Genomic DNA, 12,724 nt, shown 5'->3' with positions numbered 1-12,724 from the left:
TGGCGTGTTCTACCGCGGTTCGGATGATCTGCGCCGCGTTCGGCGGTCCGCCGGTTCGCCGACGACTCTGATAAGTGTTTGCCCCCGTCGCTTCCGGGGGCGCCTCGCCGATCAGCACCACCGCCTCGCCGTCGACCACCGTCTCGCCGTCGTCGGTAGTGACGCGGGTGTGGAGCCGGTATCGGTCGTCACCGACCGGTTCGAGGACCTCGCACTCGGCCGTCACGCGGTCGCCGACCGACACCGGGCCGAGGAAGCGGAGGTCCTGCGAGAGGTAGACGACGAGCCCCGGGAGCTTCGCGAGCGCGGCGCTGATCACGCCCGCCACCAGAATTCCGTGGGCGACCCGCTCTCCGAAGCGGGTCTCGCGGGCGTACGCCTCGACGAGGTGGAGCGGGTTCTCGTCGCCGCTCGCGCGGGCGAACGCCCGGACGTCCGCGTCGGTCAGCCGCTTACCGTACGAAACGACCTGTCCGATCCGTAGCTCCTCGGGAGCGTCCGCGGCCGCGTCGGCGGAGCGGTCCCCGTCGGGCTCGGAGCCGGACGCGTCCGACGGCTGCGGAGCGGCGTCGTCCAGTCCCGGAGTCGGTACGGGGAACGCTCGTGCCGCTCTCGCCCACGGACGGATCCAGCGCTGTGCGGCGTCGGTCCATCGGCCGGTGTCGGTCTCGTCGAGTCGGATCATCTGTTGTGTCGAACCGCGCTCCGTCCGTCGTCCGTCGGATCCGTCCCTCTCCGCCGCATCGGCTCGGGCTTCGGCGCGTCACACGCGGTACGTCTGGCCGTCGCGGCTGACGATATCGCGCGACGCGAGGTGCCGCAGGAGCGGGTAGAGGGAGATCTTTCTGATTCGCAGAGCCGCGGACAGCTCCTCCGCCGTCGCCGGGCCGACGGCGTCCAGGTAGAGGTACAGCAGCTTCGCGGCGTGTGAATCGAGCTGTTCGGGGAGCGGAGTGAGTGGCGCCTCGCGTTTCGGGGGCCGCTCGCTGACGCCGTTCTGTGCGTGCATGCGGTTGACGACAAACCCTGCCCGTGCCGGACGCTAAGTTATTATGACCGATCTGCTCGATAAGCCGCGATTACCCGGCGGCGGCCCCGAACGGTCGCCGGAAAGGTTAGATACGTGGTCCCTGTACACAGGCCGCATGCCAGATACCAAAGAGGGACGAGACGAGCAGGCTCACGACGAGGAGAAACGGCAGCGCGAACGGGAGATGGACGAGGAGATGGAATACGCGGAGGAAACACGGGAGCGACGCGAGGAACGAGAAGCCGAGGAGGACGAAGACGAGCTCGACAGCGACGAGTAGCCGGCGGAGAAATCGCCGGCGGCGTCGCGACGGGGTTCAGCCCGGCGACCTCGCGTACGCCCCCGTCGATGTCAGCGATCGACGAGGCGCGCGGTCCGAGACGACTTGACGCGCCGGTATCGGGACGCCGGGTGATCGAACCTTCAGCGCGGGACGGGACGAGTGCGATCCCCTCGCGGGCGGACCGACCGGATCACTCGACTTCGATGGTGTGAGTTCGCTCGACTTCGAGCTTCGGGAGGGTGACGGTCAAGACGCCGTTCTTCATCGCGGCGGTCACGCCGTCGGCGTCGACGTCGTCCGGGAGTCGGATCGACCGGTGAACCGCGTCGTGCCGGCGCTCGCGCCGGAGGTACCGCCCGTCGTCGTCCGGCTCCTCGGCCGGGGCGTCCCGCTCGGCCTCGATCCGAAGGACGTGGTCCGTGACGCGGACCTCGACGTCGTCGCGCTCGAACCCCGGTAGGTCGACCCTCGCCTCGAACTCCTCGTCGCGCTCGAGGAGATCGACCGCCGCCCCGTCGATCGCGGCGGACCACCGACCGAACGGGGTGACCGGCTCCCACGAGCGGGAGACGTCCCCGAACTGCCTGTTCAGCCGGTCGAACAACTGTTCCAGTTCCTCGGAGAACGTGTTGCGTGAGTCCATTGTTTGCCTGCGTCCCCCTGTTGGCGAACCAACAGCAAATACTATGGGGTCGTTCGGGCGAGGCGGCGACCGCGACGAACGCGGAAACGAGCCACTATTTATCACTCGCGTCGCCGAAGCGCGCACATGGCGCTCGACGTCGACCCGCCGCCGCCGCCCGATCTGACGAACCGTCCGCCACCGAGCGATCTCGACCCCGCGGGCGCGGTCGACGACATCGGCGACCGCCGCCGCGAGGAGCTGGAAGAACTGCTGGCTGACGGGGCGTGGACCGACGCGTTCCTCGAATGGGCCGACTACACCGACCTGACCGAGTCGGCGTACCGGAGCGTCCGCGAACTCGGCCTCTTCGAGCGGCTCGACTTCTACTGGGACCCGACGGAGGAGCGGCTCCGCTTCGAAGTGCCGAGCGTCGCGGAACTCGCGCCGCGCGAGGAGCTCGGCGGCCTCGCGGCGGCGGAGCTGACGGACCTCGGCGAGTTGGTCGTCGAGACCCTCGAACGCGGGTACGTCGACTGGGGCGAGCCGAGCGAGGGGGAAGACGACTGGCGCGACGGCGTGTTCGACGACGACGCGTTCGAAGACGACGACGCGTTCGGCGACCGGTAGCGGCGCCCGCGACCGGCTGTCCGTCGGTCGACCGCTCGCCGTCACCCGCCCCACTCGCCGTCACCCGCCCCACTCGCCGTCACCCGCCCCACTCGCCGTCACCCGCCCCACTCGCCGTCACCCGCCCCACTCGCCGTCACCCGCCCCACTCGCCGTCACCCGCCCCACTCGCCGCCGATGTCGTCGGCGACCCGCTGGCGCCAGACCGCGAAGCGCTCCTCGCACTCGGGCGCGTCGTCGAGGTGATCGATGAATCCGGCGCCGGCGTCGGTGAGTTCGGCGCCGCAGAACGGACAGAAGTCCGGGCGGTGCCAGTCCGGCGAGTCGGGCGAGGGGTGCGAGTGTTCCGCCATGCTCTCGCCTTGATCGTTCGGCCGCATATACGCTTGTACCGAGTCGTTGCGAGCCGGGACGACGCCGCAGAAGCCGGCCGACCCCCGCGGTCGGTAACGATACCCACCGGGCGGTCGTCGCCGTCGTCGAACGGTCTATCGAGGAGCGATAGCGAGACGTAGCAGGGCCGTCCCGTTACAGTAACGGACGCGTAATTTCGGTACGACCGGATTACCCTCGCCGCCGCCGGCGCGGTCCGCGAGACCGACACGGACCGCGTCGACGCGGCGGTCAGTGTGTGGCGGCGAGAACGCGGGCGGCTCACTGGTACATGCTCAGCTGCGCGGTCTCCGACCGCGGCCCCTGCCCCTCGACCATCTGCCGATACTGCTCGGCGACCTGTTCCATCTGCCGGCGGATCCGGTCCGACTGCGCTTCGAGCTCCGACGTGTCGATGTCGAAGTCGACGAGCGGTTCCAGCGCGTTCTCGATGACCGCGCGAGCGGCGCCCGGGTCCGGGAAGTACGGGTCGGCGCGGACGACGAGCACCGCCGCCGGGATGTCGGTGTGATAGCAGTCGCTGGCGAGCGCGCCGGTGACGCCGCCGACGAGTCCGGTCCCCTCGGCCAGTTCGATGCCGCAGTCGCGGAGCTCCGCGTCGAGCGCGGGCGTCGTCGTGATCGCTTCGACGTTCCCGACGTCGGCCTCGCTCTCCGCGGGAGCGCCGGCGAGGAAGATCGCCCGCTCGAACTCGGGGGCCAGCTCCTCGCGCACGCAGCGGCTCAGCGGCTCGAACGCGCTGGGCGGGGGCGCGAGGTCGCTCTGGAGCGTCATGACGTCGGCGTCCGATCCCGCGTACACTCGGATCACGTCCTGCGCGTGTCCGTCGCGGTACGAGAGGACCTTCGGGAACTCGTCGGAGACGACGTTCCCGTGGTGTTCGAGGCCCAGCTGAGTCGTTATCTGTTCGACCGCTATCGCGGCGACGAGGCCGAAGCCCGGGAACCCCTCGATGAGGGTCGGCGCGTCGGTCGCCGCGTCCGTGAGCCGGTCGAAGGTGACTGAGACCTCGTCCATCGTGTCTGTCGTCCGCGTCCGCGGGGCGCGGGCATTGTTAGCAGGAGCGTACCGCTGTGCGCGTGCCGATCAGTCCGAACAGCCGCAGCCGCCCTCGCGGAGGAGTTCGCTGACCGGGCGGTCGGCGCCGCACTCGGGGCAGACGGCCCGGACGTTCACGAGTACGTCGTAGTCGTCCCGGTCGAGCTCGTCGGCCGCGGCGAGCGAGGAGAGCGCGGACTCCGTCACCGCCGCGAGCCGGCCCTGAAGCTTCTCGATCGATTCGACCTTCCGCTCGCGTCGGTCTCCGTCGTCCGCCGGGAGGCTCGCGTCCCGGTCCCGCTTCAGGTACGTGTGGACGGCCTGATGCGTGACGAAGTCCGACTCGACGGCCTCCGCGTCGACGCCCCCGCGCTCCAGCCGCCGACGCGCGCGGGTCGCGTCCGCCTCCGTCCCCGACGACAGCGTCTCGTACGTCCCCGACACCTCGAACTCCAGCGGCGCGCCGCCGGCGTCCCGGAGCGCGGCCTCCAGCACCGCCTCGTTGAACTCGTCGGCCAAATCTCGCAGGCTCGTTCGCTCGCCCGACTCGCCCGAATCGCCGGTCCACGCCGCTTCGAGGCGGGCACCCATCCCGGTCAGCCCGTACTCGTCTATCACGCGAGCGACCTTCGTCCGCCGACCCTCGTTCGACTGCGACATACCTCTCCGTTGAGCGCGAGGCATTACAAATGTAGCGCTGTAATCTCTATCGGACGCGGTGACTCAGTCGATGGTTTCCACGTACGCGTACTCGTCGTCGAGCGCCTGCGCGTCTTCCGGCAACAGCGCCGCGACGAGGTGGTCCGCGTGGTCGCGGAAGTAGTCGACGAGGTCGGCGATCCGGTCCGAGTCGATCGCCTCCAAGGAGTCGAGCAGGACGAAGGGGACCGTCTCGTCGACGTCGTGAACCAGGTAGCCGGCGAGCGCGAACACCAGCCCCGTGACCTCGCGTTCGCTCTCCGAGAGGTGCCCGACCGCGTCCTCGTATGCGCTGCCGTCCGCCGCCGACCGAACGACGTGGAGGTCGAAGCGCGTTCGCGTCACCTTCCGGCGTCCCTCGCGCTCCTCGACCTCGCGGCGCTCGATCCAGATCCGGTCGAGGTTGTCGTACGACAGGATGTCGAGCACCGTCGACATGTGGTCGTTGAACGCGTCGACCGCCTCCCCTTCGATCCGGTCGACGCGGGTTCGGAGGTCAGCGAGCCGGTCGGCGACCGCCTCGCGCTCGGCGACGAGGTCCTCGCGCTCCGACAGCGCCGCCTCCCGCTCGGCGACCTCGTCTTCGACCGACGCGAGGTCCGACTCCAGCCGCTCGATCCGGAGCTCGACGCCGTTGATCTCCCGGTGGAGTTCGAGCGCCTCGTCGTGGTTGTCGACCTCGATCGACTCCGCGGTCGACTCGAGCTCCTCGACGGTCGCCTCCTGGTCCGCGATTCGGGCTTCCAGATCGGACGCGCGTTCCCTGGCCGCCTCTATGTCGCCTTCGATCTCGTCGAGCCGCCGCTCGGTGCGCTCCCGCTTCGACCGCCGCTCCCGAAGCGTCGAGCGCCTGTCGGTCAGCTCGTCGATCTCGGAGCGCACCTCGTTCCGCTCCTCGAGCTTCGCCGAGCGGAGGTCGCGGAGGCGGTCGAGCGTGGCCTCGATCTGGTCGGTCTCGACCGTCGAACCGCAGGTCCAGCACGTCGTCTCGGCGTCGGCGACGAGCTCCGCCGTCGGGTCGGAGCCGCTCCCGTCACCGGACGCGGCGTCCGCCGCGCCGTCGAGATCGATACCCTCTCCGTCGAGCATCTCCCGGTTGAAGTTGACGACGCTCCCGAGCTCGTCGACGGTCTCGTCGAGCGAGCGCTTGCGCTCGCGGAGCTCGTCGACGCGACCGTCGAGCGCGTCGAGGTCGCCGTCGGGCTCGTCGAGCGCGTCGAGCGTCGACTCGAGCTCCTCGCGCTCCGCCTCCAGCTGTTCGATCGTGGACCGCTCGGTCTCGAGGTCGAACTCGAGGTCGTCGAGGTCGGCCCGCGCGTCCCGAACCCGCTCGAACGCACGTTCGAGCTCCGCCTTCCGCTCTCGGCTCTCCTCGACGCCCGCGTCCAGCTCCTCCAGCTCCGCCTCCTTCGCCGCGAGTTTCTCGCGAGCGTCCGCCAGCTCCGACTCGATCTCCTCCCGTTCGGCCTCCAGTTCGGGGAGCTCCCGCTCCAGTTCGTCGAGCTCCTCGATCCGCGATTCGAGGTCGTCGCGCTCCCGCTTCGCCGCCTCGATATCGGACTCGATGCGCGCCGTGTCGATCGGCCGCATGATGATCTCCCTGAGGTCGTCGCCGCGCGCGACGGCGCGTCGGGCCTCGTTGCTCTCAAGCAGGAACGCGAACAGGTCGGCCACGCCCGGGTCGTCGAGGTAGGGATCGCCCCCGAACGCCACCCCGTTCTCCGTCCGCGTGAGCGTCCTCGTGTACGTCTGGTCGCCGATCGTCAGCGTCACCGATCCCTCCGACGCGTCGCCCTTCAGCGAGGATCGTTCACTCCCGAGTCCGGCCATGAGCGCCTGGAGGAACGACGTCCTGTTCGTCGCGTTCCGGCCGGTGAGCACCGAGACGCCGGGCGGGATCGTCACCGTCGCCTCGTCGATGCCGCCGACGTTGCTGACTTCGACGCGGGTGCGCGACAGCGAAGCGGGGTCAGTAGACATGTGCTAACGAACGGTCGAGTTCCAATTAAGTCTGTCCTTCCGTCGGGTCTCGCGGCGAGAGACGCCGAGATCCACGGCGAGTGTCCCGTCGATCTGGCAACCCGTTCTGACTGACGGCGAGGCCACCCAGCCCGGTACGCGATTGCTACCGAGGACGGAGACGCCGACACTCGTGGGATTTCGGGCGTTTCGACGCCCCTTTCGGCCGCTTTCCCACGCGATTCTTTACATTGGGAAGGGCATCTACCGGGCATCGTGTACGAGAAGGCCCTCATTCCGACCGACGGAAGCGACGGGACGCCCCGGGCCGTCGAGCACGCGATCCGTCTCGCCCGGACGAGCGGGGAAACGCTCCACGTGCTCCACGTCTTCGACGAGGTGCTCCCGCTCGATTCGCACAGCCGATCGCCGTACGACGAGCTGGAGACGACCGGTCGAGTCTCGGCGGTGGCGATCTGTGACCGTGCCGCGGAGGCCGGAGTCCACGCGGTCGGCACCGTCCGACGGGGTCCCGTCCGAGGTGATCCTCGACTACGCCGACGGGAACGACGTCGACCTCATCGTTACGGGGGCCCGCAGCCGGACCGGCCTCCCGCGGCTGCTCCTCGGCAGCACCACCGAGCGCGTGGTTCGCCTCTTTGACGCTCCGGTCCTCACGGTCCGGACGCTGCCGGTAACTGACGAGTAGTTATGACGGCGGCTCACGAACCCATGAGTAGCATGAACTTCGACGAGTTCACCGGCGCGGTCCAGCACCGCTTGGAACTCCCCGGGACCGGCGAGGCCGTTCGGACGACGCGCGCGACGCTGCTGACGCTGGGACAGCGCATCCCCGAGGGAAACGCCGCCGACCTGGCCGCCTCGCTGCCGATAGAGGTCAAGTGGTACCCGACCGGAGCGGTCCGCGAACACGGACAGCGGTTCGACTGGGTGGAGTTCGTGGCGCGCGTCAGCGAGATCGAAGGGACGGAGCCGCAGGACGCGGCCTATCACGCACAGGTCGTCATGGACCTCGTGGGGTCGGTGGTTCCGCCCTCCGACCTCCAGCAGCTCCGCGACCAGCTCCCGGAGGGCGAAGGCGAGGGGAACTGGGCCAAGCTCTTCGCGGTGATCGACGCGGGGGGCTGGGAGGCGACGCGGGGGGAGTAACCCGACGCGGCGGTCAGTCGTCGCGCTCCGACAGCAGTCGGGGGCCGGTCCGAGCGAATGCGCCGAGCCCCTGCGCCTCCGTGCCCAGTTCGGGGGCGACATGACGGCCATAGGGTCGTTGTCGGGACCGTGCCGTACACCCCTTATATTACCGTTCGCTGCGTGTGTCCGCGCATGAAACACGCCGAGTACGTCTACACGAGCGGAATGACCGAGTCCGAGACCGACGCCCGCCTGCGAGCGGGCGAACACGGCGTGCTCGGATTGGCGGCCGACGACGACGCGTACGCGGTACCGCTGAGCTATCACTACGACGGCGACAGGTTCCTCCTGCGCGTGAGCGAACACGACGACGAAAGCGAGAAGCGAAGCTTCCTCGAAGCGACTGCGACGGCCACGTTCGTCTGCTACGAATCGTCGACGGACGAGTCGTGGAGCGTCCACGTTCGCGGCCCGATCCGGAAGGTCGACGCCGAGGTAGACGAGGCGACGCTCAACGAGCGGTTCCAACCGTTCCGGCTGTTCGACGAGGCGGTCGAGAACGTGGCCTTCTCGCTGTACGAGCTGGGAATGGAGACCGTGATCGGCCGGAAGACGGCGGGTCTGTGATCACTCCAAGTATCCGAGGTCTTCCAGCTGGTCTCGGAGTCCGTCTTCCACGGCGTTCCCCCTCGTCGATTCGACCTCGATCGGATCGCGCTCGGTGACGGACAGCGTTCCGTCCGAAAACGCCGTTTCGAGCGGATATCCGTCCATATCCGTCGGGATCGGCGAGTCCAGGTAACTCAGCACCGTCGGAGCGACGTCGAGGATCGAGCACTCGGACAGTTCTCCCTGTTCAACGCCGGGGCCGTTCAGGAGGAGCACGCCGAGCGGATGGTTTCCCGAGGTCCAGGACATCACTTGGGACTCGAACGGCGACGGAGTGATGCCGCCGTAGATCTCCCACCCCTCCGAACTGGACAACAGGAGGTCCGGCGCATCGGCGACGAACGGTCCGTCGTACACCGCTTCGGCCGGGCGGACGTCCGACAGCACCGTCGAGCCCCGGTGCGTGAGATCGGACAGCTCTCGCCGTAGCTCTTCGCGGACCGCCTCGTACCGATCGCCGAGGCGACGGCGGTTGAGGTACAGCGGGCCCTGACTGAACGCCAGGGCGTCGGTCTCGCTCCAGTCGACCTCGCTGGCCAGTTCCGCGCTCGAAATGGGGAACGAAGCGGGGACGATGGCGTCGTACAGCGGTGACGGGAGGATCCGTCGGGCGTAGACGGACGCCTGCTTCGGTGAGATCCCGAGCGATTCGAGCGTGGTGTACGCCTTCTCCGAGAGGGCGGTTCCCAGGGAACTCCCGGCCGAAGCGTCCGCGGACAGCGAGAGATAGCCGTTATCGAGGAGCCAGCGGTTGACGGCGAACGTGTGGTCGATCCGGCTGTGACCGTGATCGGAGTAGAGGACGAGCAGCGTCTCCTCGGTGTCGATCCGGCCGAGGCGGTCGTCGATCAGCTCCCAGGCGCGGGCCGTCTCTTCGCCGTCGCCGTACTTGTGCTGGAGGGCGTTGACGGCGAAGACGGTGAGGTGGACGTAGTCGTAGTCCGCTTCGAGGGTGTCGGAGAGGAGTTCGAACCGGGAACGGATCATCTCGTACGCCGCCTCCAGCCCCTCCCGAGTGGTCACGTCGTCGACTTGGGTCTCCCAGTCGTACTTCTCGACCAGTTCGTCCTCGAACGGTGGCGGATACGTGAGGGGACGTTCGTGGTCCTCGTTCAGGTCGAAGGCCGCGCCGAACCCGGAGACCATCGTTCCGTTGATCTCGCTCGGAGGATACGTCATCGGGACGTTGAGGGCGGCACAGCGGTAGCCGTCTTCGCCCAGGTAATCCCAGACGTCCGCCGTCGGGAACGAGGTCGCGTCGGGGCTGACGATTTCGCCGCGATCGCGGTCGAGGTTCAACCACCAGTACACCCCGAGTTTCCCCGGGTTCTTCCCGGAGGTCGAACACCGCCAAGCCGGACACGTGACGGGGGGCGTGACGGACCGGAGCTGCGCCCGGGCCCCGGCGTCCGTCAGCGCCGCCAGATTGGGCAGGCGTCCGTCCGCGATCAGTCGATCGAGCTTGTGCCACGCCGCACCGTCGAGCCCGATCGAGACGACGTCGGCCATCTACGTGCCTCTCGGCGGCAACGCGCTAGGACTCGGTTGTGGATAGGGGCGTGAGTTCATCGACGCCGCTCTCTGCGGCTGCGTCCCTGTTTGTTATCTCGCCCATAAATCGTTCAGCTACGCGAGCGGGTCAGGACCCGAGAGCGGAGCCTGAGTCGTCGATGAGGTAGGGAGCTCCCGACGAACGGTTCCACGCTGACCCGTCCGTGGGACGCGGCACTCGCGGTTACGTACGCCGGCGTCCGGAATAAGGAGCGAATACTAACGACGCCCGGTTTCGTCGTCCGGGTATGTACGTCCCCGCGGTCAGTCAGCGAGAGGTCACTCGAACGCGCGCAACGACAGGCCGTCGAGCCGGGTTACCGGCGCGCTCCGACCCCTTCTGATGCGCGTCCTCAGTCTCGTCACCAGCGAGAACGCGAACTTCTACCGACAGCAGATCGCCGGACTTCGCGGCCGTGGTCACGACGTCGACGTGCTCTCCGTGCCAGGGCAGCGCGTTAACGACGGGACGAAGACCGGTCGCCGTCCCGCGTCAGCCTATCTGCGGTATTACCCCCGCGCGGTGCTGGCCGCCGCCGGGAACTACGACTTCGTCCACGCAAATTACGGGCTGACCGCCCCGCCGGCGGTCGTCCAGCCGTTCCGGCCCGCGGTGCTGACGTTCTGGGGGAGCGACCTCACGGGCGACGTGTCGCGGCTCAGCCGCGTCTGTGCGAGGTACGCGGACGCCGTCGTGGTGATGTCCGAGGAGATGGCCGACCTCGTCGACCGCGACTGTCACGTGATCCCCCACGGCGTCGACTTCGACACGTTCCGCCCGCTGTCGCGGACGGAAGCGCGAGGGAGAGTCGGGTGGGACGGCGAGGCGCGTCACGTGTTGTTTCCGTACGGTCCCTCTCGATCGGTGAAAGATTTCCCGCGAGCGGAGCGCATCGTGGAACTGGCGCGCGCGAGGCTCGACCCCCGCGTGGCGCTTCACACGATGTCCGGCGTGCCACACGAGCGCGTGCCGTGGTACATGAACGCCGCAGACGCGATGCTGTTGGTATCGAAGCGGGAGGGGTCGCCGAACACGGTGAAGGAGGCGCTGGCGTGTAACCTCCCGGTCGTCTCGACGGACGTCGGCGACCTCGCTCACCGGCTCGACGGCGTGAGCCGCTCCGTCGTGGGGCGTTCCGACGCGGAACTCGCAGACGGCCTCGTGGAGGTCTTACGGGACGGGAAGCGTTCAAACGGGCGAGAAGCGGTCGCCGACCTCCGTCTCGAAAACCAACTGGACCGCATCGAGGCGGTCTACCGGGAGGTCGCCTGAGGGGAGTGTCGTCGGTCGGTTCTGGATCGCAAGCTATCGGTTTCGTTCGCGCCGACGAGCGGTGGCCGACGAGACGGCCGTCATCCGTCGATCTCCGAGAGCGCCTCGGTGGCGACGTCACCGAGTTCGCCGGCCTCGATGTGCGAGTACCGCTCCCGGACCATCTCCTCCGAGTTGTCGAGATACCGAGCCGCGACCGTGTAGCCGAACGCGCGGACGAGGACTTCACCCATCCCCCGACGGCCGCCGTGCGGTGCGAGGTAGTCGTGTTTCGGGTGGTCGATGTCAACCGCCGCGGCGTCGGAGAGTCGCCGAAGGACCGACCGGGCACCGTCCGTCGTGATCGACGGCGGACGGACGTCCTCGTCGAGCGCCAACAGGAGGTCGCGGGCGTACTCGTCGCGGCGCGCATCGATCGCTTCGGGACGCACCCCCCTGTCGGCGAGTTCGTCACGCACGAGCCCCGCGAGCGTTCGTTGATCGAACGTCGGGAACACCGGCCACCGCTCCGTCGGTGGGTCCATCAGCTGACGGTAGCTCCGGAGCGGTGCGAGTACCGGATCGGGGAGGCTCGCGGCGTCCCACTGCTGTTTCTTCCGGTAGACGTCCATACTCCCGTCGTCGAGCGAGAGGTCCTCCCAGCGGACGCCGCGTCGACGCGGGTCGTTCGGATCCCGGAGGAGTTCCCCGACGCGGACGGCGGTGTACGCGAGGACGAACACCAGCGCTCGGTCGCGAGCCGCCTTCAGCGCTTCGTAGCGTGCCCGCTGCTTGTCGAGGGGGGCAGCGTCGTCCGGGAGCGTCGTGTACGCCTCGATGGCCGCGCGTGCCTGTTCGTCGACGTGTCGAGTGATCGCGTGGCGCTGCTCGGACGTCCAGGCCTGCTGGTCGCCGGGCTTGCGGCCGTCGTCCTCCGGCAGCGGCGCCATCGCACTCGCCCGCTGGGCGTAGTGCGCTTCGAGGTACCCCTCGTTGACGCACCACCCGCACCACGCGGAGATATAGCGGTAGTAGGTTTGCACCGTGTTCTGTTTGAGTCCACGGTCACCGGCGAGATGGCGAGCGTACTCGCGGAAGACGCGTTCGTCGAGATCGTCGAAGGTCGGGTCCCGGCCGACGTCGTCGGGGACGATCCCGGTCCAGTCGTCGGCGCCGCGGTCGCCGGCGGCCCACTCGGCGAACCGCTCCAGTTCGCGGGCGGCGTTCCGTCGGTAGTTCCCGCCGTCGCCCCCGCGGCCCTTCCCCTTGTCCTGGAGGTAGCGCTCGAAGCTGTCGTCGAGTTGCGTCGAAAGCGCTCGTTCAGGCATCCACTGGCCCTCCACTGTCCTGCGGACCCGGTCTCGGTGCCTCTACCCCGGGGGAAGCGCCGTCGTGAGGCGGTTGCAGCATTCGTGCTTCACCGACGGCGGCGGGGTACTTCAAAGT

General features: G+C 68.6%; 13 protein-coding genes and 2 pseudogenes. 6 read left to right on the top strand and 9 right to left on the bottom strand.

Going from position 1 to position 12,724, the window contains the following annotated elements:
- Positions 1-94: 94 nt before the first annotated feature.
- Together DVK07_RS24375 and DVK07_RS14530 are read right to left on the bottom strand one after the other, a co-directional pair.
- A pseudogene (locus DVK07_RS24375) lies at positions 95-685 on the bottom strand (MaoC family dehydratase); the annotation flags it as partial.
- 78 nt (positions 686-763) lie between these two features.
- Entirely contained in the window at positions 764-1,009 is a 246-nt protein-coding gene (locus DVK07_RS14530; protein ID WP_121597717.1) for a hypothetical protein, read from the bottom strand.
- 136 nt (positions 1,010-1,145) lie between these two features.
- On the opposite strand from DVK07_RS14530, the gene DVK07_RS23370 reads away from it, so the two are divergent.
- Positions 1,146-1,310, top strand: coding sequence for a hypothetical protein (locus tag DVK07_RS23370; protein ID WP_199719529.1), 165 nt, complete (start codon positions 1,146-1,148; stop codon positions 1,308-1,310).
- A 193-nt stretch (positions 1,311-1,503) separates the two neighbouring features.
- Here the strand turns inward: DVK07_RS23370 and DVK07_RS14525 are convergent, their stop codons facing one another.
- On the bottom strand, positions 1,504-1,956 hold the full coding sequence (locus DVK07_RS14525) for an Hsp20/alpha crystallin family protein (RefSeq protein WP_121597716.1): 453 nt from the start codon (positions 1,954-1,956) through the stop codon (positions 1,504-1,506).
- 126 nt (positions 1,957-2,082) lie between these two features.
- Between DVK07_RS14525 and DVK07_RS14520 the strand changes: the two genes are divergently transcribed.
- Positions 2,083-2,565, top strand: coding sequence for a hypothetical protein (locus DVK07_RS14520; RefSeq protein ID WP_121597715.1), 483 nt, complete (start codon positions 2,083-2,085; stop codon positions 2,563-2,565).
- Positions 2,566-2,720: 155 nt separating this feature from the next.
- Here the strand turns inward: DVK07_RS14520 and DVK07_RS14515 are convergent, their stop codons facing one another.
- From DVK07_RS14515 to DVK07_RS14500, 4 genes are all read right to left on the bottom strand, one after another.
- On the bottom strand, positions 2,721-2,918 hold the full coding sequence (locus tag DVK07_RS14515; RefSeq protein ID WP_121597714.1) for a hypothetical protein: 198 nt from the start codon (positions 2,916-2,918) through the stop codon (positions 2,721-2,723).
- 301 nt (positions 2,919-3,219) lie between these two features.
- The gene (locus DVK07_RS14510; RefSeq protein WP_121597713.1) at positions 3,220-3,975 is read right to left on the bottom strand and encodes a proteasome assembly chaperone family protein; all 756 of its coding nucleotides are present in this window, start codon (positions 3,973-3,975) and stop codon (positions 3,220-3,222) included.
- Between the two features lie 69 nt (positions 3,976-4,044).
- Complete coding sequence (gene rdfA / locus DVK07_RS14505; protein ID WP_121597712.1) at positions 4,045-4,656, bottom strand: rod-determining factor RdfA; 612 nt, start codon at positions 4,654-4,656, stop codon at positions 4,045-4,047.
- A gap of 63 nt (positions 4,657-4,719) precedes the next feature.
- The gene (locus tag DVK07_RS14500) at positions 4,720-6,675 is read right to left on the bottom strand and encodes an archaea-specific SMC-related protein (protein ID WP_121597711.1); all 1,956 of its coding nucleotides are present in this window, start codon (positions 6,673-6,675) and stop codon (positions 4,720-4,722) included.
- Positions 6,676-6,930: 255 nt separating this feature from the next.
- Here DVK07_RS14500 and DVK07_RS24370 point away from each other — a divergent pair.
- The 3 genes and pseudogenes from DVK07_RS24370 (at position 6,931) to DVK07_RS14485 (ending at position 8,433) form a co-directional block, all read left to right on the top strand.
- Positions 6,931-7,363: pseudogene (locus tag DVK07_RS24370) on the top strand (universal stress protein).
- 32 nt (positions 7,364-7,395) lie between these two features.
- Positions 7,396-7,824 (top strand): DUF2267 domain-containing protein, encoded by a 429-nt coding sequence (locus DVK07_RS14490; protein ID WP_121597710.1) that lies wholly within the window; start codon positions 7,396-7,398, stop codon positions 7,822-7,824.
- 174 nt (positions 7,825-7,998) lie between these two features.
- A complete protein-coding gene (locus tag DVK07_RS14485) occupies positions 7,999-8,433 on the top strand; it encodes a pyridoxamine 5'-phosphate oxidase family protein (RefSeq protein WP_121597709.1) in 435 nt (144 codons plus the stop codon).
- On the opposite strand, the gene DVK07_RS14480 is transcribed toward DVK07_RS14485, so the two are convergent.
- Positions 8,434-9,984, bottom strand: coding sequence for an alkaline phosphatase family protein (locus DVK07_RS14480; protein WP_121597708.1), 1,551 nt, complete (start codon positions 9,982-9,984; stop codon positions 8,434-8,436).
- A 385-nt stretch (positions 9,985-10,369) separates the two neighbouring features.
- Between DVK07_RS14480 and DVK07_RS14475 the strand changes: the two genes are divergently transcribed.
- Positions 10,370-11,299, top strand: a complete 930-nt coding sequence (locus DVK07_RS14475) for a glycosyltransferase (RefSeq protein ID WP_121597707.1) — start codon at positions 10,370-10,372, stop codon at positions 11,297-11,299.
- Between the two features lie 80 nt (positions 11,300-11,379).
- On the opposite strand, the gene DVK07_RS14470 is transcribed toward DVK07_RS14475, so the two are convergent.
- On the bottom strand, positions 11,380-12,606 hold the full coding sequence (locus DVK07_RS14470; RefSeq protein ID WP_121597782.1) for a phage integrase SAM-like domain-containing protein: 1,227 nt from the start codon (positions 12,604-12,606) through the stop codon (positions 11,380-11,382).
- Positions 12,607-12,724: the final 118 nt, after the last annotated feature.

The sequence above is a fragment of the Halorubrum sp. Atlit-26R genome (assembly GCF_003666015.1).
GTDB lineage: Archaea > Halobacteriota > Halobacteria > Halobacteriales > Haloferacaceae > Halorubrum.
The sequence above is the reverse complement of the archived record's forward strand: the minus strand, read 5'-3'. Positions and strand labels throughout refer to the sequence as shown.